Here is a 26,215-nt window from a genome sequence, read left to right on the forward strand (position 1 = left end):
TCAGCTCGTCGCCCGGACCGCGTCCCTGATCAGGTCGGCGACCCGGGTGGGCTCGGAGAGGGCGACGGCGTGGGAGGCGTGCGGAAGTTCGACGACGACGGCGCCGGCCCGTGCGGCGCCGAAGCGCTGGACCTCGGGGCCGATCGTGCGGTCCGCCCCGGCCACCAGGGCCCAGGACGGTTTGGTCCGCCACGCCGCCGCGGACGCGGTCTCGGTGAACGCGGCCGTGGCGAGCGGGCGTTGGGACGCCGCCAGGACGCCGGCGACGTCCTCGGGCACGTCCGCCGCGAACACGGAGGGAAAGGCCTTCTCCTCGATGGTGACCTCGACCCCGGAGTCGCCGTCGAGGAGCGGGTAGGTCCACTCCTTCAGGCTGCCCGCCAGCGGGGACTCGGGGAAGCTCCCTTGGAGCCGGCCGAGGCTCTCGCCCTCGTTGGGCACGTAGGCGGCCACGTAGACGAGCCCCACGACGTTCTCCGCGGCGCCGGCCACGGTGATCAGCGCACCGCCGTACGCGTGGCCGACGAGTACGGCCGGGCCGTCGACCTGGGCCAGGACGGAGGCGAGGTAGGCGGCGTCCGACGTCAGGCCCCGCAGCGGGTTCGACGGAGCGATCACCGGGATACCGCTGCTCCGCAGTTCCGAGATGACGCCTATCCAGCCCGTCGCGTCGGAGAAGGCACCGTGCACGAGGACGACGGTGGGGTTGGTCATGCGAGTTCTCTTCTCGGTGTCGGGCCACGTGTGGGGGCGTCGCCACGACGGTCGGGGCGCGGCCCGGAATTCGGCGAGAGGTCCGTGGGACTGTCACGCACGTTACGGCCGTGGCAGCGGTACTCGTGTACGTGCGCGCATCCGCGCTGACACGACGGCGCACGGGCGTCTCAATGCCGTCGCTCGTCCTGGGCGCCGGCAGTCGTCGTCGCGAAGGCCGAGGTCGCCAGCGCCTGCCATTCGCTGGGGCTCATGCCGTAGGCCCCGCGGAACGTGCGGCTGAAGTGCGAGGGGCTGCTGAAGCCCCAGCGGTGTGCCACCGCGGCCATGGTGATCCGCCGGTTGGAGCGGCCCAGTTCGAGCCGGCAGAACTCGAGCCTGCGCCGCCGCACCCATTGGCTCACCGTGCTGCCGTCGTTCTGGAAGAGCTTCTGCAGGTACCGGACGGAGATGTGGTGGGCGCGTGCGATCGACTCCGGTGAGAGGTCCGGGTCCATCAGATGCTCTTCGATGTAGCCGTGGATACGGGACAGCATCTCGTTGACGGCCCCGGACCCGTCGTCGGCCTCGTCCGTCGTGTCCGCTTCGAGGAGCTCCATGACCAGGACGGAGAGGAGGTGTACGGCCGTCCGGGCACGACGGTCCCCGATCGTGGACCGTCGGAACTCCGCCTCGGCGGCGAGCGCGGTCAGGAAGCCGGACGCCAGCGCCCCGATCCCCTCCCCGCCGCGTACGGGTACGCCGAGCACCCGGTTCAGTTCCGACTCGGTGACGCCCAGATAGCACCGGGGCACCCGGAAGAAGATCATCTGGCAGTCTTCTCCGAACCGCAGCAGGTGGCGTCGGGCCGGGTCGCAGAAGACCAGGTCGTTCGGTTCCAACAGGGTCGTGGCGCGCTCGTGGACGACGGCGACCGGCCCACCGACATGGACGCCGAGGTAGACGTGGGTCCGGTCGTTCGTCTCCGGCATCTCGGAAAGCATCCGGACCAGCCACCCCGAGCGGGAGGAGGGCGGGGCCGGATCGGGCGCCTGCCGGGGCACCCGTTGGGGCGCGGGTGACATGAGTGTGAGGGTCATGGGGATTCCTAGCCGTAGGTGCGTGCGAGCGGAGGGTGGATTCACGCCCCGTTCGCCGGCTCCTCGGCCAGGAACTTCTCCACCACGGCGTTGAAGGCCGGCGGGTTCTCCAGGAAGGGGAAGTGCGAGCTCGCCACGTCGGAGGGGAAGACGTGCAGGCGTGCGCCGGGAATCCGTTCGGCGACGAAGCGCTGCGAATCGGGGTGCACGTGGCTTCCCTCACAGCCGATCACCAGGGTCGGCACATCTATCCGGGGAAGCACGTCGCGCCAGTCCTGCGCGCAGTGGTCGAACAGCAGCGGTACGCCCGCGTAGTCGGGTGTCGACCGGATCTCCTCGCCGACGAAGGCCAGCACCTCGGGGTCGGGCTCGCCGGAGAACATGCCGCGCACGAAGTCGGCGCGGACCGCGTCGCCCTCCGGCCCCGCGAGGGCCGCACCCAGGTACAACAGGCCCGACACGTCGAAGATGGCACCGGAGTCCCGCTGTTCCCGCTCGGTCATCCAGGGCACGGCGGCGACCGCCGCGGGCTGGTCGACGGCGACGAAGCGCCGGACCCGTCCGGTCCCGTACTGGTCGATGAAGCTCCACCACACCGAGACACCCATGGACCAGCCCAGTGCGTCGAAACGGTCGAGACCGAGGTGGTCGACGAGTTCGAGCACATCGCGGGAGAGCCGGGCGATGCGGTAGCCGTGACGTGGCTTGCCGGACTTCCCGTGGCCGCGGAGGTCGACGGTGACGACGCGACGGCCGGGCGCCAAGCCCTCGATCTGGTGGCGGAACATCGCCTGCGTCTGCCCCCAGCCGTGCAGCATCACCAGCGGGACGCCCTCGCCGCCGGTGTCCTGGTACGCGAGCCGCGCGCCGTCCGTCGTGATCAGTTCCTTCATGACCTCTCTCCTGGTCAGAGGCGGTACATCGTCCCCGCCCGTCCCGAACATCATCGAATGGGGCCCGCCGCCCGCACCACCGCGAGCTGTAGGAATCGGGCCGTGGATCCTCCTCGCTTTGTCGAAGCGAGTCCGTGGTCACACGGCCCCGTCGCCGGCCGGGGCGAGGAGCTCCTCGACCCTGAGGCCGAGGTGCAGAGTGAGCCGGTGGGCGCCGTTGTCGAGGTCGAGTCCGGTGATCTCATGAATCTGGCGCAGGCGGTAGTAGAGCGAGGTGCGGTGGATTCCCAGCGCGTCCGCGGTCCGGGGAATCGATCCCGCGTGTTCGAGGAAGCAGCGCAGGGTGTCCCGCAGGCGGTCGCCGCCGTGCGTGTCGGTCAGGGTACGGAGCGGCTTCGGGACCACAGAGGCGTTCAGGGCGTGCTCGGGGAGCTGGAGGAGCACCGCGAGCTCCCCCAGCAGCTCCCAGTCACCGGCGCTCTTCAGGGTGGGCAGACGGCGTGCCGCGCGTGCCGCCACGAGCGCCTGCTCGTACGACGTCCATGCGTCGTCCAGGCTGGGGTGCCGGCCGCCGACGCCGATCACGGGGTCCGCCGACGGGCCCAGGAAGGTGCGGAGTTCGTCCAGGATGCGAGCGGACTGTGCGGTGACCTCGTCCTGGCCGGGTGGGCGGTCGCGCAGCTGGAGGAGTGTCGCCCGCTCCTTGCCGATCGCGATGAGGCCCTGGGCCGAACGCGTCTGCCGGAACCCCTCCAGCGCCCCCCACAGGGCCGCCTCGGACTGCCGCCCGAGTTCGCTCGCGCAGCTCAGCTGGACGACGGTGACCAGGACGTGCTCGGCTGCTCCGAGCAGTCCGAGTTCCTTGCCTCGCCGCCGTGCGGTGGTACGGGCGGCGACGTCGGTGCCGACGAGTTCGAGGACGAGGTCCCGCTCGTCGGCCTTCCGGGTGTCGGTGGCGATGTGCTCTCCGTGCATCTGGGCGGCCATGGCGTCCGCGGCCCGGGCGATGGCACGTGTCTCGTGCTCTGCGAGCGTCTTCTCGGGCACGACCACCATGAGCAGTCCGAAAAGGTGCCCGCGCTCACGCAGGGGCACGACGTAACGGGGCAGCAGTCCAAGGTCGTCGCGGCCATCGATGAATCCGGCCCGGGGCCACTGGGTCACGCCCTGGGCGAGGACGTAGCGGATGGTCGCGTTGTCGGCGCGGCCCTGCAACAGGGTGCCGATGCGCACCGGGTCCTCGTCGCCGAAGTGGCGGCTCGTGCAGACCATGCGGACCAGCGGGTCGTCGACGGCGACGGACCGGCCGAGCCGCTCCGCGAGCTCGTCGACAAGCGCCTGGAGCTCGGGGCTGCCGGGGCGGGCTCGCTGGAGCCTTGCGGTCATGCGCTGTTCCTCTCTCGACCGGGTTCCCCGCGGACTTCTCCATTCCGCGGCTCTTGATCATTTTGAGGAAGCGAGGACGTCGGCACATCACACGAATCGTCCATTGCCATGACGCCCACGGGGGATGCGAAGCGACTACTCTCCGCTGTCGCGATGCTTCGCCAGCCGGGTCAGCTCCACGCGCGAGGTGATGTCGAGCTTGGTGAAGGTCCGGCGCAGGTGCGAACCCACCGTGTGCGGCGAGAGGGAGAGGTGCTCGGCCACCTGGTGGTTGGTCAGCCCACGGGCCACGAGCCGTACCACCCGTATCTCCGCGGCCGTCAGCTCGGGCCATGCACCGCAGAGACCGGCCGTCGAGGGCCGGCGGCGGACACCGGCGGCCCGCAGGCGCCGGCGGACGCGGGCGACGTCCCGCTCGGCGCCCGCTCGCACGTAGAGCGCGAGGGCCGTCTCGAAGTACGGCACCGCTTCGGACGTGCGGGTGGCCGCCAGCTTGCGTCCGGCGTCCTCCAGTGCCGACGCCCGGGCCATCGGCCGAGGGCAGTCCTCGTACAGCCGGACGGCACGTACGAGAGGGGCGAGGTCGTTGTCGAGGAGCCCCCGGGCGTGCGCGGCGGTGGCGGTGAGGAACGCGAGGTCGGGGTTGAGCACGGCCAGTCGCTCGGCCAGGGCCACCGCCTGCGCGGCCCGTTCGTGCGCGCCGGCACGCAGCGCCAGGCGGACGAGGACCGGGGCGTCGGCGGGGTCGACCAAGCCGCCGTAGGCCGGCCGGTCCGCGGCGGGCGACGTCATCACCTCGTCGAGTTCGGCCATGGCACGGTCGGGCCGGCCTTCGAAGTCGGCCATCAGTGCCAGCATCCAGGAGCCGAAGTGCCGGACGACGGGTGCGCCGTCGCTCCGCATGCGCCTCGCCTCCGCCGCGTACGCGCGGGCGGTCTGCCGGTCGTCGGTGTGGAGGGCGACGCGCATCATCACGTACCGGAGCGTGACGTCGGCGAGGTTGCCCGGGCCGAGGTCGTCGGTCGTCGCGGACGCGGCTTCGGCATCGGCCCGGGCCTCCGTCAGCCGTCCGGCCTCCAGAAGGATGCGGGAGCGGGTCATGAGCCACATACGGGTGGCCGCCGTCCGGCCCTGCTCCCCGGTGATCCGGATGCCCTCCTCCGCGGCGGCGAGGGCAGCCGCGGAACGTCCGGTGGTGTTCGACAGGAGAGCGTGCCACAAGGCCTCCGGAACCCACAGCGAGGTGCTGACGCCCAGGGCGTCGGCCAGCGCGGCGGCCCGCTCGGCCTGCCGGAACGCCTCGGTGAGGTCCATGCGGTGGAAACTCAAGGCCGAGCGGACCGTCGTCAACGTGGCCTCGGCGGAGCGGTCCCCCGCTGCCGCTGCGGTCTCCCACGCCTCGGCGGCGACCTGCTCGGCCGCCGCGTGCTCGCCCGCCATCGACAGGCCGACAGCGAGCATGGCGAGCAGGCGCCCCCTCACGTCCACGGGGATCCCGGGCAGTGCCGCCCCGGCGCGGGCCTGCCGGGCCGCCTCGGAGAAGTCGAACGGTACGGCGAGGCGTGCCAGGGCGAGGCGTATGCGCGCCTCGTCCTCAGGTCGGAGGCCGCCGGTCGCCAGGGCGGATGCTCCCAGCTCACGCGCCTGGGCGGCCCGGCCCGTCTGCCAGAGCAGCGGGATCGTCTCGGCGATGACCCGCGGCCGTTCCGGAGCGTCCGCCGTGGTGAGTTCCAGCGCCTTGAGGCTGCGTTCCGCGGCGGGTCCGGGAGCGGTGGCCGCGAGTTCCGCCGCGGCGGCGCGCAGCCGGTCGGCCTCCGCCGCGTCTCCCGCCCCCGCTCTCCCGGCCTCCGCCGCATCTGCCGGCGCTCTCCCTGCCGACGGCCCGGGACGCTCGACGGAGGAGGCCGCGCGACCCGGCGGCAGCTCGGCGGCTTGACCACGCAGGGCCTGACGCAGGGCCTGACGCAGGGGCAGGGGGAGGCCGGCGTCCACCGCCTCACGGATCAGGTCGTGGCGGAAGGCGAGGCGATCGCCGCTTTCGGTGAGCAGATCGGCGTCGAGGGATTCCCGTACCGCTGTGATGAGCGCCGCCGAGGACCTGCCGAGCAGTTCGGCCAGCAGCGCCACGGTGACCGGGCCGCCGGCGGCGGCCGCCGTCTGCACCAGCCCCCGTGCCTCGTCGGACAGCTGGGCGAGGCGGCGCACGACGGAGGGGAGTTCCCGTGGGGCGGGGGGTCCGGCCGGCAGCCTGGCCGTGCCGTTCTCGATCGTCACTGCCTCCCGCAGCGAGCCGAGCAGCTCGACCAGCAGCTGCGGGACTCCTTCGGCGCGGCGGGCGGCGCGGAGGACGTCCGGGTCGGGAGCGGCGCCGAGGACGTCCTCGGTGATCCGTGTGGTCGCCCCGTCGTCCAGCGCTCCCAGCGCCAGCTCGTGTGCGCCCGCCTGCCGGATCCGGTCCAGGGTCGTGCGCACTCCCGACGGCACGTTGCCGCCGCGCACGGCGACCAGCCACAGGATCGCGTGCGACGAGAGGCCGGCCGCGAGGGTGTTGAAGGTGAGAAGGGTCAGGTCGTCGCACCACTGGAGGTCGTCGAGGACGACGAGCAGGGGGCCGTTTCGAGCCGTCTCCCGCAGGCGGTCCCCCAGTTCCTGGAGCAGCCAGAAGCGCTGGCCGGGCGTCGTGGCGAGGTCCCTGAGACGGACGGCGCCCGACAGCGGTTGCTCGCCGGAGAGCAGACCGTCGAGGAGCGGGCCGAGCGGCACGAACTGTTCGTCGGGGTCCGCCGCTCCCTCGAACACCCTCGTCCCCCGCCGCCTCGCGGATGCCGCGGCCTCCGCGAGGATCCTGGACCTGCCGATGCCGACGAAGCCTTCGACGCGGACGATCCCGCCTTCGCCCCGGTCGAGCGCGTCGAGCCGCTCCTCGATGAACGCCAGTTCGGCGTCCCTGCCGCGCAGGGGCGTCCGTACACCCTCGAGTTCCTCGGGCACGGTCCTCGTCGTCACTCGGTTCACGCTCATACGGCCGAACAGTATGGACCACGTGAACCACCCCGCCGTCGCCCGGCCCGGGGTGCCCGGACCGGGTGCCCGCCTCAGTCGAAGCGCAGGTCGGCGAGTTGCCGTTCGAGGACGGTGACGTCGTCCTCGGGCTCTTCACCGACCGGGCGCGCCGCCATGAGCACGGCGAGCTCGGCGGCCGCCCGGCGGACGCGGCCGGGCAGGCCGTCGGTGTACTCGTCTCCCCCCGAGCCCCAGTCCTCGGAGGCCGCGAACACGGCGGTGGGGACGACGACGGCGCGGAGATGGGCGAAGAGCGGGCGCACGGCGTGCTCAAGGACCAGGGAATGGCGGGCGGTACCGCCCGTCGCCGCGATCAGGACCGGGTGTCCGGTGAGGGCGTCCGGATCGATCACGTCGAAGAAGGACTTGAAGAGGCCGCTGTAGGAAGCCGCGAACACGGGAGTCACCACGATCAGCCCGTCAGCCGCCGTCACCGCGTCGATCGCGGCGCTCAGTCGCGGCGGCGGAAAGCCGGTCACGAGGTGGTCGGCGATGTCGCCGGCCAGTTCCCGCAGCTCCACGACCCCGGTGGACGGCGCCTGCCCTCGGGCGGCGAGTTCGTCGCGGGCCGCCTCGGCCAGCCGGTCCGCGAGCAGGCGGGTGGAGGAGGGGGTGCTCAGCCCCGCGGAGACGACGATCAGCTTCATGCGGCGGACACCTCCCCGACGGCGCGAAGGGACGCGTGCGTGGGGGCCTCCGGCACGTCGGCCGGACGCCCCTTGGCGAATTCCCTCCGCAGCACGGGCACGACCTCTTCGCCGAGGATGTCGAGCTGTTCGAGGACGGTCTTCAGGGGCAGGCCCGCGTGGTCCATCAGGAACAGCTGGCGCTGGTAGTCGCCGACGGCCTCCCGGAACGACAGGGTCCGCTCGATGACCTGCTGGGGAGAGCCCACCGTCAGCGGGGTCTGCTCGGTGAAGTCCTCGAGCGACGGGCCGTGGCCGTACACGGGCGCGTTGTCGAAGTAGGGCCGGAACTCCCGTACGGCGTCTTGGGAGTTCTTCCGCATGAAGACCTGTCCGCCCAGGCCGACGACGGCGTCCTGCGGCCGGCCGTGGCCGTGGTGCGCGAACCGGCGCCGGTAGAGCTGCACCATGCGCCTGGTGTGGTCGGCCGGCCAGAAGATGTTGTTGTGGAAGAAGCCGTCGCCGTGGAAGGCGGCCTGCTCGGCGATCTCGGGGGACCTGATGGAGCCGTGCCAGACGAAGGGCGGGACGCCGTCCAGGGGCCGCGGTGTCGAGGTGAAGGCCTGGAGCGGTGTCCGGAACGTGCCCTCCCAGTCCACGACGTCCTCGCGCCACAGCCGGCGCAGCAGCGCGTAGTTCTCCTTGGCGAGGTTGATGCCCTGGCGGATGTCCTGGCCGAACCACGGGTAGACCGGACCGGTGTTGCCGCGCCCCAGCATGAGGTCGACCCGGCCGTCGGCCAGGTGCTGGAGCATCGCGTAGTCCTCGGCGATCTTCACCGGGTCGTTCGTGGTGATCAGCGTCGTGGACGTGGACAGGATCAGCTTCTCGGTGCGGGCGGCGATGTAGCCGAGCATGGTGGTCGGCGACGACGGTACGAACGGCGGGTTGTGGTGCTCGCCGGTCGCGAAGACGTCCAGGCCGACCTCCTCGGCCTTGAGCGCGATGGCGACCATCGCCTTGATGCGCTCGCGTTCGGTCGGAGTGCGGCCGTCGGTGGGGTCGGGGGTCACGTCCCCGACGGTGAAGATGCCGAACTGCATGGGGTGTCTGCCCTCCTGGGCTCGTCCGGTTCCCGCGCCGGGGAACCGGGGGCCGGGGTGACGCCGGGGGCTCCGGCGTCACCCGGCGGGTCAACGGTGCGGCGTCACTTCGCCAGGAAGGCGAGGAGGGCGGTGTTGACCTCCTCGGCGTGGGTCCACAGCAGACCGTGCGGGGCGCCCTCGATCTCGACGTAGTCGGCCGACGGGAGCGCCTTGTGGAACGGGCGCGCCGTGCCCTCGGCCGGCAGGATGCGGTCGGCGGTGCCGTGCAGGATCAGGGCCGGCACGTCGACGGCGGGTATGTCGGCGCGGAAGTCGGTGTACCAGGTCGCCGGCGCGGCGGACGCGGCGAAGGAGCCGCCGCGGGCCGCGGTGTTCCAGCTGTTGCGGACGGCCTCCTCGCTGATGCGGGTGCCCAGGTTCTCGTCGAGGTTGTAGAAGTCGTTGAAGAAGGCCGTGTAGTAGGCGTAGCGGTCGGCCTTGACGGCGGCGACGACGCCGTCGAAGAACTCCTTCGGGGCGACGCCGTCCGGGTTGTCGTCGCTCTTGAGCAGGCAGGGCTCGAGCGAGGCCAGGAAGGCGACCTTGGCGACCCGGCCGGATCCGTACGTGGACACGTAGCGGGCGACCTCGCCGGTGCCCATGGAGAAGCCGACCAGGACGGCGTCGTTCAGGTCGAGGGTCTCCATCACGGTGTTCAGGTCGGCCGCGAAGGTGTCGTAGTCGTAGCCGACGGTCGGCTGCGAGGACCGCCCGAAACCGCGGCGGTCGTACGTGATGACGCGGTGGCCGGCGTCGAGCAGGGCGGCGCTCTGGCGCTCCCAGGAGTGGCCGTCGAGCGGGAAGCCGTGGATGAGGACGACGGGCTGCCCGGCGCCCTGGTCCTCGAAGTACAGCTCGATGGGGTTGGTGTTCTCCTGGCCCACGGTGATGTACGGCATGGGGATGCTCTCTCGATTCAGGTCGGCTGGTCCGCGCGTCGAAGCGGCGCGGTACGCCCGTCACGCTAGGACCGGTCCCGCACCTCCTGTTGCCGTACCGCGCACCACACCTGGCACGCAGGCGCAGGGGTCTCTCAGCCGCCGTCGGCTGTTCCGGCGTCGCCCTCCGCAAGCACGATCCGGGCCAGGTGGACCCTCGAGCGCACCGAGAGCTTGCGGAAGATCGACGCCAGATGGGTGTTGACCGTGTGCGGGGAGACGACGAGGACCTGTGCGGCCGACCGGTTGGTGTGGCCCGCGGCGATCAGCCGGGCCACCTTGCGTTCCGAGGTCGTGAGGGCGTCCCAGCCCTGGCCGGGGCGCGGCCGGAGACCTCCGGTGCGCCGGCCGGAGCGGCTGCTGGCCCGTTCCAGATCGGCCCGGACCCGGTCGGCCTCGGCATCGGCCCCCGCCTGGGCGTAGATGTCGTGGGCCCTGGTCAGGGCGGGTGTCGCGGCGGGGTCGCCTGCTGCGAGGAGCGCGCGCCCGAGGTCGGCGGATGCGGCGGCGAGGGGCAGCGGCCGGGGGCCGGTGAGGAGGATGCGGACCGACCGCTCCAGGAGTCCGTGGTCGGCGTTCGCCAGGGCGGACGCGTGGGCGGCCGCCCCCTGGGCGGTCGGCACGCCGGGGTTGCGGGTGGCGTGTTCGACGGCCTGGGCCGCGAGGTCCTCGGCCAGGTTGCGGTCCCCGCCGCGCAGGGCGATCCGCACGGCCGTCACGACGTGGGGGCGCAGGAGCCGCCATCGGAGGAAGGGATGGTCGCGCTGCACGGATCGGACCAGTTCGGCCGCTGCCGCGTGGTCGCCGTCGGCGTCGGCGACGACCGCCTCGAAGTACTGGTGCGTGGCGTGGTTGCCCGTGTTCGGCCGCTCGGCCACGGTCGCCCGCACGAGGTCCAGGTGTTCCCGCGCGGCTTCGCGGTCGCCGCGCAGCATCGCGAGGAGGCCGCGGTTGACGCGGATGTTGACCAGGTTGCCGGGCAGGTGGAGGTCCGCTTCGAGCCGCTCGGCGGTGACGAGGTCGGCGTCCGCGTCGTCGAGCCGGCCGAGCCCGATGTTCAGGGTTCCCTGGGCCCAGATCAGCATGGCGGGGCGCAGGGGGGCGTCGCCCGCAGTCCGGAGCAGTCTCCGTACGGTGTCGAAGTCGTCCATGTGGATCCGGGCGACGGCTTCTTCGGGCAGGAAGGCCGTGTCGAACACGCTCAGGGCCGTGTGGTGTTCGACGGCGGCGGCGCAGTCGCCCGCGTTGAGGGCGATCTCGCCGAGGCCCCACAGCGCGAGGACACGGGCCTCCCGGTCACCGGACCGCTCCGCCTCGGCGAGCGCCTGTTCGCCGGTCTCGCGAGCGGCCCCGAGGTCGCGCCCGCGGGACCGGGCGAGGGCCTGCCGGGCGGTGAGACGGGCGCGGATCGTCGGGTCGGTGACGGCTGCCAGTGCTGCCGTCGAGCGGCGGGTCAGCTCGTGGACGTCGTCGAGGTGCCACAGCGTGTCGCCGAGTACGGACTGCAGACGGGCGAAGACGTCCAGGGGTGGCCGGCGGGCGAGAAGCGTGTCGCCGGTGTCCCGTGCCTGGGTGTACCGGCCCGCGCGGGTCAGCGCGACGATGGCCCGTTCTCCCACGTCGAACACCATGGGCGCATGGGGCGGTACGAGTTCCAGGGCGCGTACGGCCAGGTCGGCGGCGAGGTCGGGCATCACGGCGATCACGTCCGTGGCGGCCGTGCCGAGCAGCCCGATCGCCTCCTGGTCACCGGGTTCGGCGCTCTTCAGCAGATGCGGGACCGCGTCGGTGGAGCTCCGGCCCGCCGCGACGAGCCGGCTCGCGGCCTCCCGGTGCAGCGCCCGGCGTACGGAGGGGGCGAGATCGGCGTACACGGCCTGGCGGAGCAGGTCGTGGCGGAACAGGAGGCGTTCGCCGTCGTCGTGGAGGAGGGCGGCGGCGATCGCCTCGTCCACTTCGGCGCTGAGTCCTGAGGCGGGCCGGCCGCACAGGGCGGCGGCGTCCGCTAGCGAGAACGCGCGGCCGAGGACCGAGCCGATCCGCAGGAAGTGGAGGGTGTCCGGCCGGAGGTCGGCCAGCCGGTCGCGCACACCGAGGACCAGCCGCTCCGGCGGCTCCGGCGCGTCCGCGTCCGACGTCGCGATCCCCGTGAGCAGCTCGGCCGCGAGGAAGGGGTTGCCTCCCGCCCCGTCGAGGAGTTCCGCGACCTTCACCGGCACGTCACAGCCGAGGACGTCCCGTCCCAGCTCGGCCAGGGCCGTGTCGGACAGCGGCCGGAGGGGGAGGGTCGTCGTCCGCGGTCCCTGCCCGTACGGTTCCGGGTCGTTCCTGCCCGTGAGCAGCCAGAGGACCGGGGAGCTGAGCAGCCGTGCCGGCATGACGCTCAGGGCGAACCGGCTCAGCGGGTCGGCCCATTGGACGTCGTCGACCGCGATCAGTACCGGCGTGCCCGCGGAGCGTTCCTCGATCAGCTGGGCCAGTCGTTCGACGAGCCAGATGCGCTGGTCGTGGTGGCCCGCGAGGTCTGCGAAGTCCGTGCTGGACAGCAGCGGCGGGTCACCGTGCAGGAGGCCGGAGGCCAGTGAGGCGAGCGGTGCCAGCTCGTGCAGTTCCTCGGCGCGTCCGTGGCTGACGACGAACCCGTGGGCCCGCGCGATCGAGACGGTCTCCTGCAGCAGTACGGTCTTCCCGATCCCGGGCTCGCCCAGGATCAGCGCGATCGCTCCTCCCTCGCCGTCGCGCACCGCCTCGACCAGGGCGCGCAGCCGCTCCAGCTCGGCTTCGCGGCCCCGCAGCCCGGGCCGGCTCAGCCCCGCGCTCCCGGGCACCGCGGTGCCTTCTCCCCCGGGTCGCTCGGGGCTCATCCCTTGACCGATCCGGCGAGCAGTCCCCGCGCGAAGTGCCGCCGGAGGGAGAAGAAGACGAGCAGCGGGACGAACGCCGCCACGAAGGCTCCTGCGGTGAGCCGCTGCCACTCGTTGCCGTACGTCCCGGCCATGCTCGCCAGTCTGACCGTCATCGGCGCTGTCTCGGTCGTTCCGCCCAACAGCGTCAGTGCCACGAGGAGGTCGTTCCACACCCAGATGAACTGGATGATGGCGAAGGAGACCAGGGCCGGGCGGGCCAGGGGCAGCACGATCCGGAGCAGCAGCGTCCCGTGCGAGGCGCCGTCGACGCGGGCGGCCTCGATCAGGTCCCGGGGCAGCCCTGCCAGGAAGTTGTGCAGGAGGAACACCGCGAACGGCAGCGCGAAGACCGTGTGGGCGAACCAGGCCTGGCCGAAACGCGCGGGACCGGTGAGGTTCCACGCGGGCAGGAACAGCCAGCCCTGGGAGAACAGCTTCAGGAGGGGGACGAGCGCCATCTGGAGCGGCACGACCTGGAGCGCGAAGATGCCGACGACGAGCGCGTCCCGCCCCCTGAAGTCGATCCACGCCAGGGCGTACGCCGCGAGGAACGCCAGCACGAGCGGGAACAGCACCGAGGGAAGGGTGATGACGACGGAGTTGACGAAGTGCTCCGCGAGCCGCCCCGACCCGTTCCCGCCGCCGGACAGCACCTCGCCGTAGTTGTCGAGCGTGAGGTGCGGCGCACCGAACACGTTCCACCAGCCCGTCGTCTTGATCTCCTCCTCGGGACGGAACGAGGAGAGCAGCAGACCGAGGGTCGGTGTCGTCCACAGGACCGCGATCACCACGGCGATCGACGTGAAGGCGCGGGAGGCCAGACGCTCCCGGACGCCGTTCACGCTGTCCTCCGCCGTGCCCGGACCTGGTGGGCGACGAAGGGGGTGACGAGGACGAAGAGGAGCACGGCGAGCGCCGCACCGCGGCCCGTCTCGCCGTAGCGGAAGGCCTGGTCGTACATCCCGTGGGCGATGACGCCCGTGTCGAACTGTCCGCCGGTCATGGTCTTGACGATGTCGAAGGCCTTGAAGGTGCCGATCGCCTGGGCGAGGACCACGACGAGCAGCGTGGGCCTGATCGACGGCATGGTGATCCACCGGAAGATCTGCCGGGGGGACGCGCCGTCGAGTCGGGCCGCCTCGGTCAGCTCTCCGGGAACGGCCCTGATCGCGCCGGCCAGCAGGACGGCCGCGAAGCCCGCCTGTGTCCACACCATCACCACGATGAGGAAGAGGACGTTCCAGGGGGATTCCACGAGCCATTGCCTCGGTTCGCCGCCGAACGCGACGACGAGCCGGTTCAGCAGCCCGATCTGCCCGGTCTCCGCGGGACGGTAGGCGTAGACGAACTTCCAGACGACGCCCGCGCCGACGGAGGAGATCGCCATCGGCATCAGGACGAGGGACAGCGCGAGCGCTCTGCACCGCGACCGTACGACGGCCGCCGCGTAGAGCAGACCGACCGAGGTCGCCGCCAACGGCACGAGCACCACCCACGCCAGGGTGTTGCGCAGCGCGACCAGCGCCCGGGGGTCGGTGACCATCCACACGTAGTTGTCGAAGCCGGCCCACGCGTCTCCCCCGCTGTCGGTGAACGACAGGACCAGGGTGCGCAGACCGGGCAGGAGAAGACCGACGGTGAGCAGCAGCAGTGCGGGGGCCAGCAGGATCAGGGCCGCGGCCCTCCTCCGTACCGGCCCCCGGTGCAGCGCCAGCAGGGTCAGGGAGACGACCGCCGCGAAGGCGGCGACGCCCTGGAGCAGGTACAGCAGCTTGGGCTGCTGGGCGACGGCGTCGAACGACATCAGCGGCTCGGCCAGGACCGTTCGATGGAGTCGGCGACCTGGCGGGTGCTCGCGCCGCCGATCCAGTCGACGGCTCCCTTCCAGAACGTCCCGGCGCCGACCGACGCGGGCATCAGGTCGGAACCGTCGAACCTGAACTGTGTCCTGGGGTCCTGGAGCAGCCGGATGGAGAGCCTGTCGACCGGGGTCGCGGCGTTCGCCGGATCCACGCCCCTGTTCGCCGAGACGAACGGGCCCCTCTTCATGCGCGCGTTCGCGAAGGCCGCGGAGGCCAGGTACTCCTGGAACGCCCGCACTTCGGGACGGTCGGCGAACGTCGCGGTGAACACCCCACCGCCCAGTACGGGGCGGCCGGCCGGGTCGGCTCCCGGCAGGAGGAAGGCGTAGACGTCCTTGTCCGGTCCGATCTCGGTGCCCTTCGGCCACATGCCGGCGTAGAACGAGGCCTGGCGGTGCATCGCACAGTCGCCGGAGAGAACCGGTGTGCCTGCCTCCTGGAAGGAGATCGACGCCATCGAACGGGCCGGACCGAAACCGCCGTTGGCGTACCGATCGTTCTTGAGGATGGACCCCACGGTGTCCATGGCCCTGATCACCCGCGGATCGTTGAACGGGATCGTGTGGGCGACCCACTGGTCGTAGACGTCCGTGCCCTGCTGGCGCAGCAGGACGTCCTCGATCCAGTCCGTCACGGGCCAGCCGGTCGCCTCGGCGGACTCGATGCCCGCGCACCACGGCTTGACGCCCGACGCCGCGGCCTTCTCCGTCACGGCCATCAGTTCGGACCACGTGCGGGGAACGCTCAGTCCCCTGTCGCGGAAGAACTTCGGCGAGTACCAGACGAACGACTTCACGTTCGCGACCAGCGGCGTGCCGTAGAGGGTGCCGTCCACGGTCGCGTAGCCGTTCCAGTCAGCCGACCAGCCCTGCTTCGCGAGGGCCACGACCCCGGCGCTCGCGGGCTTGAGCTTCCCCGCCCGCGCGAAGCGTTCCAGGAGCCCGGGCTGCGGGAAGAACGCCACGTCCGGCGCACTCCCGCCGTCGACCCGCAGCTGGATCTGGGCCTCGAACTCCCCGTCCCCCTCGTACTGGACGTCGATTCCCGTGCAGTCCGCGAAGTCCGCCCAGGTCTCTTCGAACAGGTCGGCTTCCCGGTCCCGGTTCTCCGCGTAGACGGTGACCTTGCTGCCGGGGTGCTTGCCGTACCTGGCGTACGGCCCGCAGTCCGAGGCGATCTGCGACCGGGAAACACTGTCCTGCGGAACACCGCAGGCGGTGGCAAGGGCGGCGAGGGCGATGACGGCGAGCGCGAGCCTCGCGCCGAACCTCATGGGTACATCTTCTCCGATCGCCCGCCGAAGGTTCCTCGGGGGCGATCAGAAGCTACCAGCGCTCGAACATTATCGACTAATCGTTCGATCCTGAACGATCTGGTCAGTGGGCGGTGGACCGGGCCGCGTCCTGGATCAGCTCCGCCACGGCCTTGGGCTGGGCGAGCATGACCAGATGGGAGGAGTCGACCTCGACGGTGGTCATGCCGGCGCGCTCGTACCCGTAGCGCTCCACATCGGGGTTGATCGTGCGGTCGGAGGAGGCGACCAGGCCCCACGAGGGCTTGGTCTTCCACGCCGCGACGGGCGCCGCCTCCGAGAAGGCACGTGCGGCCAGGGGGCGCTGGGAGACGGCGAGCACCGCGGCGAGGTCGGGGTCGACGTCCGCCGCGAAGAGGGAGGGGAACCGGTCGACCGCCACCGAGACGTCGGTGCCGGTCTCGGTGGAGCCGGCCACCGGGAACGGGGTGTGGACGAGCGCGTCGGCGAGGCCGGAGTCGGGGAAGCGGCCCTGCAGCTCGCCCAGGCTCTCTCCTTCCTCCAGCGCGTATCCCGCCAGGTACACCAGTGCGCGGACGTTGTCCTCCGTCCCGGCGAGGGTGATGACGGCGCCGCCGTAGGAGTGCCCGACCAGGATCACGGGGCCTTCGACGGCGCGGATCACCGAGGCGATGTACGCGGCGTCGTCGACGAGGCCGCGGTTGGGCACGGCCGGGGCCACCACTTCCATGCCGGCGGCGGTCAGTTCGGGGATGACGCGGGCGAAGCTGGAGGCGTCGGCGAAGGCGCCGTGGACCAGGACGACGGTGGGGCGGGCGTGTCGGGGCATGGGGGAACTCCTCGGTGCGTGACTGGGGCTGGGGATGGGGCTGGGGACGGGGATGCGGGAGGCGGATGCGTGGGGTTCGCGTGGTGCTTCACAGGCCGAAGCGGGCGCGCCTCGCCTCGGGCACCAGGTCGGTGTGCTCGGGGTGCTTGCCGATCCAGCCGCGGATGAAGGGGTGGGTGGGTGCCGTCAGAGCGTGCGGCGTACGCCTGCCTGGCGTTCCAGGTTGCGGAGTTGGACGGACAGGTCGCCTTCCACGGCGAGGTGGGCGGGGCCGCTGCGGCCGATGGGCAGGACCTGCTCGCTGCGCATGTCCTCGAGCATCAGGGCGAACGCCGTGTACATCGCGACGAGCGCCACCACGAGGCCGAGCGCGCCGGACATGCGCGTCAGCCATTCGACGCCGGTGATGCCCGCGAGGCCGGTGGCCGCCCAGCGGGGCAGGGAGACCGCGAGGACGAACCACAGCGCGCGCTTGGGCCGGGTCACGGCGGTCATCAGGGCCCCGAAGCACAGGAGCGCCAGGTTGAACACGCCGAGGACCTGGAGGCCGTCGGCCGCGCCGCTGAGCATGATGAGCGAGTAGGGGAGCCAGCTGCCGGCGAACACCGCCATCAGCGTCGCCGCGATCACGTCACGGGCGCCGAAGGCCAGGAAGCTCACCAGGAGTTGCAGGGCGAAGGCCGGCAGCACGGTGAGGGCGACGGCGCTGCGGGCCGTCTCGTCGAAGATCCCGAGCTGCAGGCAGCCTGTCATCACGGAGGCGATGGCTATCGTGAAGAAGCCGAGCGGCATGGGCGAGGCGATGGGGCGCAGGTTGATGCGTGTCATCGACCGGAGGTCCGGCTCGAAACGGCGTCCCGGGGGAACGTCCGGCAGGGCTGCCGGCGTGTCGCCGCCGTCGGCGGCGGGGGAGGCTGCGGACATCGGGTGGGATCTCTCTTTCAGTGATCGAAGCAGGGATCGACGAGGGACGGCGCCGAGTCGGGAACGGAGCCGCGTGCGACGCGCCAGCGGCGGTGCTGCTCGGACTCGGCGACGGCCTCGGCCACGGCCGATGCCTGGCGGGCACCGCTCTGGTACCCGCCGAAGTGGGCCACCGGGCTCCACCCGGGGGTCACCGGCGGGATGGCCTCGTCGAGCCCCTCGTACTCGGCGGTCGCGTAGACGATCCGGCCGCCGACGACGGTGAGGACGGACTCGATGTCGGGGATGACGTCCTCGGGCACGGTGAGGAAGTCGTCGGAGAGGATCGCGAGGTCGCCGTAAGTCCCCTCCCGCAGGGTTCCCTTGACGTCCGCCTCGCCGGTGAGCTGCGCTCCGCCCCGGGTGTAGAGACCGAGGGCGGTCTCCCGGTCGATCAGGTTGCCGGCCGGGTAGAGGGCCGTGCCGCCGACGGTGCGCCCGGCGACCAGCCAGTGGAGGGCGACCCACGGGTTGTACGAGGAGACGCGGGTGGCGTCGGTGCCTGCGGCGACGGTCAGGCCCCGGTCGAGCATGGCCCGGACGGGCGGGGTGTGGGCGGCGGCCTCGGCGCCGTAGCGGTCGCGGAAGGCGGTGCCCTGGAAGGACATGCGGTTCTGGACGGACAGGGCGCCGCCGAGGGTCGCGATCCGGTCGAGGCTGTCGGCCGAGACGGTCTCCGCGTGGTCGAAGAGCCAGCGGTTGCCGCCGGGGAAGAGTCCTTCCGCGGCGAGCTTCTCGAAGACGGCCAGGTCGCGGCGGATCGTCTCGTCGTAGGTCGCGTGGAGCCGGAAGCCCCAGCCGTTCTCGAGGAGAAGCCGGACGGCGCTCTCGAACTCGGCCTCGTACCCTGCGGCGAGCTCGGGCCGGGGCTCGGAGAAGTTCTCGAAGTCGGCGGCGGCCCAGGTCAGGTTCTCTCCCGCGCCGTTGAGGCGGAGCCACTCGTCCCCCTCCCCGGGCTTGACCATCTCGGTCCAGCGCTTCAGGTCGGCGAGTTCCTGCCCGGCGGTCTGCGGGAAGAGGTGGTAGGCGATCCGGAGCGTCAGCTCTCCCGACCGGGCGAGGTCGACGACCGTCGCGTAGTTGTCGGGGAAGTTCTGGAACCCGCCGGCGGCGTCGACCGCGGACGTCAGTCCGAAGCGGTTCAGCTCGCGCAGGAAGTGGCGCGTCGACGTCCGCTTGTCGGCCTCGTCGAGTGTCGGCGCCTTGGCCAGGGTCGAGTACAGGATGAGGGCGCTCGGCGCCGCGAGGAGCACGCCGTTGGGTTCGCCGTCCCGGCCGCGGACGATCTGCCCGCCGCGGGGATCCGGGGTGTCGCGGGTGAAGCCGGCTGCCCGCACCGCGGCGCGGTTCATCAGCGCCGACTGGTACAGGTGCAGGACGAAGACCGGGGTGTCGGGGGCGGCGGCGTTCAGCTCCGCGACGGTCGGCATCCTGCGCTCGGCGAACTGCTCGGCGGTCCAGCCGCCCACCACGCGGATCCACTGCCCCTTCGGGGTGCGGCCGGCCTGCTCGCGCAGCATCGCGAGGGCGTGTCGCAGGGTTCGTACGCCGTCCCAGCGCAGCTCCAGGACGTAGTTCAGGCCGCCCCGGATGACATGCAGGTGCGAGTCGTTGAGGCCGGGGATCACCCGGCGGCCGAGGGCGTCCACGACCTTCGTTCCCGGCCCGACGAGGTGGGCGAGGTCGTGGTCGTCGCCGAGGGCCGCGACCCTGCCGCCGCGGAGGGCGACGGCACGGGCCTCGGGGCGGTCGGGGTCACCGGTGAACACCTTGGCGTTGCGGACGAGGAGGTCGGCGTGCTCGTGTTCCCGACGCGGGGCGGGGACGAGGCCCGCCACCGGCATGCTCGTCGACGGCCCGGTCATGCGAGGGCCTCGTCGACCTCGGGCAGGGGGACGCCCTGACCGCTCTGGACACCGGCCACGGCCTTGCGGCCTTCTGCGACGGGGATCTGGTGGAGGTACGGCGGCCGGGCGGTGGCGTCGGCGAAGGCCTGGGCGGCGGGTTCGAGGATCGGACGGTTCTTCACAAGGGGTTCTCCTTCTCGGGATGCACGAGAGTGCGCGGGTCGGGGGATCGGCGGGCCGCCCGTACGGCGTCGGGGACCACGTAGGTGACCACGGCCGGAGGGCAGACGGCCAGGGCGTGCGGCGCGCCCGCTTCGGTGATGTGCGGGCCGGCGCGCCGGGCCAGGACGCGCGCCGGGTCGAGTGCCGCCGTGACCGCCTGCCGGGCCCCGTCGGCCGACCGGGCCGCCGCGCGGGCGGCGCCGGGTCGCAGCAGGGCCTTGCTCGGCACGCACCCGCGGTAGGAACACTCGCCGCCGACCGCCTCGGCCTCGACGACGACGGCGGTCAGCCCCGCCCGGGCGGTCCGATCGGCGACGACCTCGCCGGCCGGACCGCCGCCGACCGCGACGACGTCGTAGGTGTCCATCAGCCGCGCACCAGAGGGGTGTCCACGAGGTGCTCGGCCAGGAACCACACCTGCGCCTCGCCGGTGCGGATGACATCGGAGACGAGCAGGTCGGCGCTGCCCTCGTCGCCCTCTCCGGAGAGCCGGGCGGCGGCGTCCCGGCCGTCGATCAGGATCCGCTCGTGCGCGTCGAGGAGCCGCGACAGCATGACGGGCACCGGCTCGACGCCGTCCGGCGGACGGGGGATCGCCGTCAGTTCCGCGACGTGGCGCGGGTCCCCGACGGCGACGCCGCCGAGGCTCTGGACCCGCTCGGCCAGCGCGTCCACGATGGCCAGCTGGGCCTCCGCGTGCTTGTCCAGCATGACGTGGAGCGAGTAGAAGGTCGCCCCTCGCATGAGCCAGTGGTGCTTCTTGTAGAGGGAGTGGAGGATCTGCGTGTCGGCGAGGACGCGGTTCAGCCGCTGGCAGGCGTACATGCGGGTGTCGTGGCCGAGGCCGATCGGCAACTGCTTGAGCGTGCCGAACGCCTGGGTCTCGGCGCCCTTCTGGTGCAGCAGCGGCTGGCCGCCGCCGTGCGGGGGCGTGCGGGTGTCCATCGAGTGCTCCTGTTCGGGAGGGAAGGTGGGGAGGGCCCGGCCGCCCGGTCGGGGGTGCGCGGGCGGCCGGACCCGGCCTGCGCGGCTCGCGCTCAGCGCTCGGCGATCGCCGGGGCGGCGGTCCGGTGCAGGACGAGCCGGGTGAGGAGTCCGCTGCCGAGACCGGCCACGAGCGCGAGGGCGGCCCACCACAGCGGGTACGGCGCGAGGCCGAGGGCAGCGTCGAGGGACCAGGCGCCGGGGCCGGTGGCGGCGAGGGCGGCGGCGGTGCCGATGAGGACGAGCGGGTACTCGTACCCGTCGTTCTGCACCCAGAGCCCGTGGCGCCGTTTCACGGTGAGCGCGACCGTCATGACCCCGATGGCGCCGGTCGCGGCGAGCGGGGTCAGGAGGCCGGCCGCGAGCAGCAGGCCCGATCCGATCTGACCACCGCCCGCCGCCAGGGCGGTGAGGGCGCCGCCGCGGAAGCCGTCGGCGCGGAACTCCTCCGTGCCGCCCTCGAGTCCCTTGCCGCCCAGGTGCGAGCTGATCTTCTGCACACCGTGGCCGGCGACGAGCAGTCCCACCAGCAGACGCAGGATCAGAATGCCGGTGTCCACGGGGGTCAGCCGGCTGCGTGCGCGCCGATGATGCTCTGCGCGTACACGACGCCCAGGCCGTACGCACCCGCGTGGGCCTTGACGATCTCCATGACCGCGCCGTACGTCTCCTGACGGGCCCAGTCGCGCTGCAGCTCCAGGAGGACCTGGACCCAGGTCACCGGGACGGCGCCGGCGGCGATCATCCGCTGCAGCGCGTGCTCGTGGGCGGCCGGGCTGACGCCACCGGAGGCGTCGGTCACGACGTACACCTCGTACCCCTGCTCGAGCGCCGAGAGCGCGGGCAGCACGAGGCAGACCTCGGTCCACAGACCCGACAGGATGATCTTCTTGCGCCCGGTCGCCTTGACCGCCGCCACGAGCGCCTCGTCCTCCCAGGCGTTCATGGTGGTGCGGTCGATGGTCTCGTTCTCGGGGAACACCTCGGCGAGCTGCGGCAGCAGGGGCCCGGAGAACGACTCGGCGGCCACCGTGGTCAGGACGGCCGGCACGTCGAAGGCCCGAGCCGCCTTGGCGAGACCCACGGTGCTGTTGATGATCGCGGCGCGGTCGCCGCTTCCGGTGCCGAAGAACATCTGCGGCTGGTGGTCCACGAAGACCATGACCGCGTTGTCGGGCGTGAGCAGGTCCTTGCTCGGGGCGGCCTGCACCTTGGTGATGTCGAACATGAGGGGTCCTCTCGAAGCAATCGGTAACGTGCCCCCCGCGTCCGCGGCTCGGCACTCCTTCAAGCTACGAGCGACCCCATCGACCGTGTTGACCTTCTGCGCCCAGGGGTTGGCACGACGGCGCACAACCGGTGAAGGACGAGACCCGCGCGGTGTCACGGGCGCGAACGCGCAAGGTCATCTTCAAGAGGCGCGACTGGCCGCAGTCGCCACCGCCGACCGGGCCCGGTGCGGCACCGGCAGGACGTCGCCGGGGAAGCGGTCGCGCAGGATGGCGGTCAAGTTCACGCGGACCGAGACCACTTGCTCCCCGGAGAGGCCCGCGCCGCCGCCCATGGACCGCGCGGGGTCGTACCGCGCGGGTCAGCCGCGTACGGCGGCGAACTCCTCGGGGTCCAGCAGGTCGCGGATCGGCCGGTCCGGCCGGCCGGTGAGCAGGTCCAGGGCCTTCACCAGGCAGCCGGCGAACCCCTCGACGTACTCGGCCGGGTACTCGGACTCGTAGTGCAGGGCCTGCAGGCGCAGGGTTTCGCCCTCGCGCAGCAGCCACATGTGCAGGCCGGGCGAGTCCGCGTCCTCGGAGAGGTGGTGCGTCGACACGGTCACGCCGGCACCGAAGCGGAGGCCGCCGCCCCACACGTCGTTGTACATGAAGTACACCCCGGGGTCCTTGCGGAATCCCGCGGGCAGCTCCGGCCAGATCCTGCGCCGTACGAACATGGCGGGCATGTCGCCGTGCGCGGTCGCGCCCAGGATGCTTGCCTGCACGGCGGACACCAACTCCCGGAAGGTGCCGGAGAGGTCCACGTCGGTGGTCGGGAAGACGCCGTTGGCGAACCAGCCGATGGTGCTCTGGTACGCGCCGTCCAGCCGGTTCGCGTTGGTGGTCAGCAGGGTCACGCGCCGCTGCCGGGTGGCGTGGGCGACGAGGGCCTTCACCACGGACATGGCCACGCAGTACGCGGTGGCCCGCAGCTCCTGGCAGGCGGTACGCAGGCCGCGGGCCGTCGCCGGGTCCAGGTCCCACACCAGGGACGAGGGCTTCGACAGTTCCTCGGCGCCCCGGTAGCCGGGCAGCCGCAGCGCGAAGTCTGCGGGATCCGTCGGCAGTTGGTCCCGCCAGTAGTCGACCAGCTCCCCGGCCCGGGACCCCTCCCAGCTCTCCCACTGTCCGGCGGCCCAGTCGGCGTACGGCCCGGACTGGCCCTCGCGGTCCGGGAGTTCGACCCCCTCGTAGGCGGCGGAGAGGTCTTCGACGAAGGTGTCGAGCGACCAGCCGTCCGCGATCATGTGGTCGAACACGAACACCAGCAGGGCCTGTGCGTCCTCGCGGCGCACCACGAGCGTCCGCCACAGCGGGGCGCGGGACCGGTCGAAGGGCTCCCGGACGTACCCGCGCAGGAAGTCGTCGACTTCCGCGTCCGGCACACCGCGTCGGTCCACGACCGTCAGATCCGCCCGCGCCCCGGGGTCGACGGCCTGCCGGGCCGTGTCGTCCACCGCCGTGAAGGACGTGCGCAGCGATCCGTGCCGCTCGCAGACCCGGTTCAGGGCGGCCTCCAGCCGCTGCGTGTCGAGGGGGCCCGAGACCCGGAACACGGCGTGGAACTGGAGTATCGGCGCCCGGGGGTCGCGCAGCGAGGAGAGCAGCGCCCACTCCTGGGCCATGGAGGCACGACCGGCGTGGCCGCCCGCCCGGCGGGGCGCGTCGTCGGCAGGACCGACCTGCGTCAACTCGGCCACCCGGTCCGCGACTTCGGCGATGCACTCCGCCGTGAAGAACGTCCGCGGGGGCACCTTCACGCCCAGTTCCCGCTCGATGCGGCCCAGCACCTGGAGGGAGAGCAGGCTGTCGCCGCCCATGTCGTAGAAGTTGTCCTCCGCGAGGAGCGAATCGTCCTCCAGGACGGCGCGGTGGATGTCGAGGACCCTGGTGCGGATCATCTGCTCGTGACCGGCATCGCGGGTCATGCGTTCTCCTTCGGGGGGAGCGGGCAGTGCGTGGCGTAGAAGTCTTCGATGATCGAGGTGACCGGGCCGTCCGGGCGCACGACGTCCGCGTGCACGCCGGGCATCACCACGCAGGAGAAGCCCGGATCGCGGCGCGCGAGGAGCGCGGCCCGCTCGGCCGGCGGAATCACATGGCTTTCGGCGGGGATCACCACGAGTACGGGGATGCCGGCCGCCGTCAGCATCCCGAGGAGGTGGGTGTAGTCGAACTCCCACTTGAGGAAGCTCGACTCGGCCCATTCGCCGCCCTCGATCCGGGCCGGCCGCCGCTCCAGGGACTGGTCGAGCACGACGACGCTGCGGACCCGGGCGGGGCCCATCGCCACGGCGTGGACCAGACCGACCAGCGCGCCGTACGAGTAGCCGATGACATGGGCGGGCGAGCGGAGGCAGTCGGTGAGGCGGTGCACGTCGGCGGCGTAGTCGAGCGGCGAGTACCCCCACGCGGGCGCCGGACTCGGCGGATGGTCGCGCAGCGTGGGCAGCAGGGCGAACTCGCCCTCGGGACACAGCGCGTCGCTGAGGAAGCGCAGCTGCGTCCTGTCGTCCTCCAGTCCGTGCAGCAGGAGGAGGGGAGCGCCGGCCCCGCGCACACCGGGGCGTCCCGGGACGAGGTCGTGGTCGAGCAGGGCGACGTGCTCGACGTCGCGCAGGTAGGGCCCGGAAGGAGCCGGTGCCGGTTCAGCCACTGTTCTCACTCCACGTCTTCGCCAGAGCGGCGCGGTCGGTCTTCCCGTTGACCGTCCGGGGCAGCTCGTGGACGACCTGGTAGCGGGACGGGTGCATGTACGAGGGGAGCTTCGCGGCCACGTGCCGGCGCAGCGCCCGGATGTCCGGCTCCGCGCCCTCCTTGCCGAGCACCACGCAGAACAGCCGCCGGCCCCCGTCCGCGGATTCGCGCGGCCAGGCGACGGCCTCCAGCACTGAGTCGTGCGAGCGCACCGCGGCCTCGATGTCGCCGAGTTCCACCCGGTGGCCGCGCAGCTTGACCTGGAGGTCCGCGCGGCCGTGGTAGACGAGGGCGCCGTCGGCGTTCCGGCTGACCAGGTCCCCGGACCGGTAGTGGCGGACCCCGTCGGGGCCCGGCGGGACGGCCGGGAAGCGATCCGCGTTCAGCTCGGGGCGGTTCAGGTATCCCTCCGTCACCTGCGGTCCGGAAAGCCAGAGTTCGCCCGGTACGCCCGGCTCGGTGACCTCGGTGCCGTCGGGCCCGGCGATCCGGACCGTGAAGCCGTCCAGCGGGGTGCCGACGACGGATTCCGTGCCCTCGAGATCGCGGGGGGTGACGTGGTGGAACGTCGCGTGGACGGTCACCTCGGTGATGCCGTACATGTTCACCAGCCGCGGCCGGTCGAGTCCCACCGCGCGCGCCCAGTCGCGCAGGACGGACGGAGCGAGCTTCTCCCCGCCGAAGACGATGTAGCGGAGGTCGGGCAGGGGGCGGTCCGCGCTCTCCCTGGCCCGGGCGAGCATGGTGAACGCGGTCGGGGTCTGGTTCAGCACCGAGATCCGTTCGTCCGCGATCAGGGCGATGAGGTCCTCCGGCGCCCGTGTCACCCACTGCGGCGGCACCACGAGTGCCGCGCCCGAGGACAGCGGGCCCCAGATCTCCCACACCGAGAAGTCGAAGGCGAGGGAGTGGAACAGCAGCCAGCGGTCTTCCCGTTCGAACGCGAAGAGGTCCCGGGCGGCCGTCAGCAGGGCGACCACACTGCTGTGGCGCACCGGAACCCCCTTCGGCCGCCCCGTGGTGCCGGAGGTGTAGATGACGTACGCGAGGTCCTCGCCCGAGGGCGCGGCGGCGGGCTCGGGCTCGGCCGGCGCCGGGCCGCCCTCGCTCAGGCCGGTCACGGTCGCCGTGGCGGTGCAGGTCAGCGCCGCGCCCCAGTCGGCGTCCCGCTCGCCGACCAGGTGCCGGACGCCGCTGTCGGTGACGATGAACTCGTTGCGTTCGGCCGGGTTGCGCAGGTCGAGGGGAACGTACGCGGCTCCCGTACGCAGGATGCCGAGGATGGCGGCGACGGCCGCGCAGCCCGCTTCCATCCGCAGGGCCACCGCGTCGCCGGGGCGCACTCCGTCGGCGCGCAGGGCGTGGGCGATGCGGCGGCTCCACTCGTCGAGCGCGCGGTAGGTGACCCGGGTGGTCTCGTCCGACACGGCGGGGCGGTCGGGGCAGGCGGTGGCGGCGGCGGTGAACACGTCGACGAGGGTGCGCGGGGCGTCGGTGGCGGGCGTGGGACGCATGGT

The 26,215-nt window shown here is 72.3% G+C and carries 22 protein-coding genes and 1 pseudogene; all 23 read right to left on the reverse strand.

The window, feature by feature from the left end; all coding sequences use genetic code 11:
- The 23 genes and pseudogenes from OG764_RS08710 to OG764_RS08820 all read right to left on the reverse strand — a co-directional run bounded on the left by OG764_RS08710 (position 1) and on the right by OG764_RS08820 (position 26,212).
- Positions 1-714, reverse strand: coding sequence for an alpha/beta fold hydrolase (locus OG764_RS08710; protein ID WP_328967829.1), 714 nt, complete (start codon positions 712-714; stop codon positions 1-3).
- Positions 715-884: 170 nt separating this feature from the next.
- Complete coding sequence (locus tag OG764_RS08715) at positions 885-1,793, reverse strand: helix-turn-helix domain-containing protein (RefSeq protein WP_328967830.1); 909 nt, start codon at positions 1,791-1,793, stop codon at positions 885-887.
- A gap of 41 nt (positions 1,794-1,834) precedes the next feature.
- Positions 1,835-2,686: an alpha/beta fold hydrolase gene (locus OG764_RS08720; protein ID WP_328967831.1), complete on the reverse strand. Its 852-nt coding sequence runs from the start codon at positions 2,684-2,686 to the stop codon at positions 1,835-1,837.
- Between the two features lie 138 nt (positions 2,687-2,824).
- Positions 2,825-4,072 carry a PucR family transcriptional regulator gene (locus OG764_RS08725; RefSeq protein ID WP_328967832.1) on the reverse strand — a complete coding sequence of 416 codons (1,248 nt, stop codon included), beginning with the start codon at positions 4,070-4,072 and terminating at the stop codon, positions 2,825-2,827.
- 135 nt (positions 4,073-4,207) lie between these two features.
- Positions 4,208-7,093: a helix-turn-helix transcriptional regulator gene (locus tag OG764_RS08730; RefSeq protein WP_328967833.1), complete on the reverse strand. Its 2,886-nt coding sequence runs from the start codon at positions 7,091-7,093 to the stop codon at positions 4,208-4,210.
- A 74-nt stretch (positions 7,094-7,167) separates the two neighbouring features.
- Positions 7,168-7,782 carry an FMN reductase gene (locus OG764_RS08735; protein WP_328967834.1) on the reverse strand — a complete coding sequence of 205 codons (615 nt, stop codon included), beginning with the start codon at positions 7,780-7,782 and terminating at the stop codon, positions 7,168-7,170.
- Entirely contained in the window at positions 7,779-8,864 is a 1,086-nt protein-coding gene (locus tag OG764_RS08740) for an LLM class flavin-dependent oxidoreductase (protein WP_328967835.1), read from the reverse strand. Before OG764_RS08740 ends, OG764_RS08735 begins: the two co-directional genes overlap by 4 nt.
- A gap of 104 nt (positions 8,865-8,968) precedes the next feature.
- Entirely contained in the window at positions 8,969-9,805 is an 837-nt protein-coding gene (locus OG764_RS08745; protein WP_328967836.1) for an alpha/beta fold hydrolase, read from the reverse strand.
- Positions 9,806-9,939: 134 nt separating this feature from the next.
- Positions 9,940-12,708, reverse strand: coding sequence for an ATP-binding protein (locus OG764_RS08750; RefSeq protein WP_328967837.1), 2,769 nt, complete (start codon positions 12,706-12,708; stop codon positions 9,940-9,942).
- Complete coding sequence (locus OG764_RS08755; protein ID WP_328967838.1) at positions 12,705-13,592, reverse strand: carbohydrate ABC transporter permease; 888 nt, start codon at positions 13,590-13,592, stop codon at positions 12,705-12,707. Before OG764_RS08755 ends, OG764_RS08750 begins: the two co-directional genes overlap by 4 nt.
- The gene (locus OG764_RS08760; protein ID WP_328967839.1) at positions 13,589-14,554 is read right to left on the reverse strand and encodes a carbohydrate ABC transporter permease; all 966 of its coding nucleotides are present in this window, start codon (positions 14,552-14,554) and stop codon (positions 13,589-13,591) included. The genes OG764_RS08755 and OG764_RS08760 overlap by 4 nt, the downstream gene beginning before the upstream one ends.
- Positions 14,554-15,885, reverse strand: coding sequence for an ABC transporter substrate-binding protein (locus tag OG764_RS08765; protein WP_328967840.1), 1,332 nt, complete (start codon positions 15,883-15,885; stop codon positions 14,554-14,556). The genes OG764_RS08760 and OG764_RS08765 overlap by 1 nt, the downstream gene beginning before the upstream one ends.
- 103 nt (positions 15,886-15,988) lie before the next feature.
- Positions 15,989-16,714: an alpha/beta fold hydrolase gene (locus tag OG764_RS08770; protein ID WP_328967841.1), complete on the reverse strand. Its 726-nt coding sequence runs from the start codon at positions 16,712-16,714 to the stop codon at positions 15,989-15,991.
- A 186-nt stretch (positions 16,715-16,900) separates the two neighbouring features.
- The gene (locus tag OG764_RS08775) at positions 16,901-17,638 is read right to left on the reverse strand and encodes a GPR1/FUN34/YaaH family transporter (protein ID WP_328967842.1); all 738 of its coding nucleotides are present in this window, start codon (positions 17,636-17,638) and stop codon (positions 16,901-16,903) included.
- Positions 17,639-17,655: 17 nt separating this feature from the next.
- Complete coding sequence (locus tag OG764_RS08780; protein ID WP_328967843.1) at positions 17,656-19,542, reverse strand: amidohydrolase; 1,887 nt, start codon at positions 19,540-19,542, stop codon at positions 17,656-17,658.
- 8 nt (positions 19,543-19,550) lie between these two features.
- Positions 19,551-19,706: pseudogene (locus OG764_RS08785) on the reverse strand (esterase); the annotation flags it as partial.
- Complete coding sequence (locus tag OG764_RS41720) at positions 19,703-20,113, reverse strand: FAD-dependent oxidoreductase (RefSeq protein WP_443055874.1); 411 nt, start codon at positions 20,111-20,113, stop codon at positions 19,703-19,705. The gene OG764_RS41720 and the pseudogene OG764_RS08785, both read right to left, overlap by 4 nt.
- Positions 20,113-20,691 carry a Dps family protein gene (locus OG764_RS08795; RefSeq protein ID WP_328967844.1) on the reverse strand — a complete coding sequence of 193 codons (579 nt, stop codon included), beginning with the start codon at positions 20,689-20,691 and terminating at the stop codon, positions 20,113-20,115. Before OG764_RS08795 ends, OG764_RS41720 begins: the two co-directional genes overlap by 1 nt.
- A 92-nt stretch (positions 20,692-20,783) precedes the next feature.
- On the reverse strand, positions 20,784-21,290 hold the full coding sequence (locus tag OG764_RS08800; RefSeq protein ID WP_328967845.1) for a DoxX family membrane protein: 507 nt from the start codon (positions 21,288-21,290) through the stop codon (positions 20,784-20,786).
- A gap of 5 nt (positions 21,291-21,295) precedes the next feature.
- Positions 21,296-21,958: a hydrolase gene (locus OG764_RS08805; RefSeq protein WP_328967846.1), complete on the reverse strand. Its 663-nt coding sequence runs from the start codon at positions 21,956-21,958 to the stop codon at positions 21,296-21,298.
- A 363-nt stretch (positions 21,959-22,321) separates the two neighbouring features.
- On the reverse strand, positions 22,322-23,929 hold the full coding sequence (locus OG764_RS08810) for a condensation domain-containing protein (protein WP_328967847.1): 1,608 nt from the start codon (positions 23,927-23,929) through the stop codon (positions 22,322-22,324).
- Complete coding sequence (locus OG764_RS08815; RefSeq protein WP_328967848.1) at positions 23,926-24,657, reverse strand: alpha/beta fold hydrolase; 732 nt, start codon at positions 24,655-24,657, stop codon at positions 23,926-23,928. Before OG764_RS08815 ends, OG764_RS08810 begins: the two co-directional genes overlap by 4 nt.
- Complete coding sequence (locus OG764_RS08820) at positions 24,650-26,212, reverse strand: amino acid adenylation domain-containing protein (RefSeq protein WP_328967849.1); 1,563 nt, start codon at positions 26,210-26,212, stop codon at positions 24,650-24,652. The genes OG764_RS08815 and OG764_RS08820 overlap by 8 nt, the downstream gene beginning before the upstream one ends.
- Positions 26,213-26,215: the final 3 nt, after the last annotated feature.

The sequence above is a fragment of the Streptomyces sp. NBC_00239 genome (assembly GCF_036194065.1).
GTDB lineage: Bacteria > Actinomycetota > Actinomycetes > Streptomycetales > Streptomycetaceae > Streptomyces.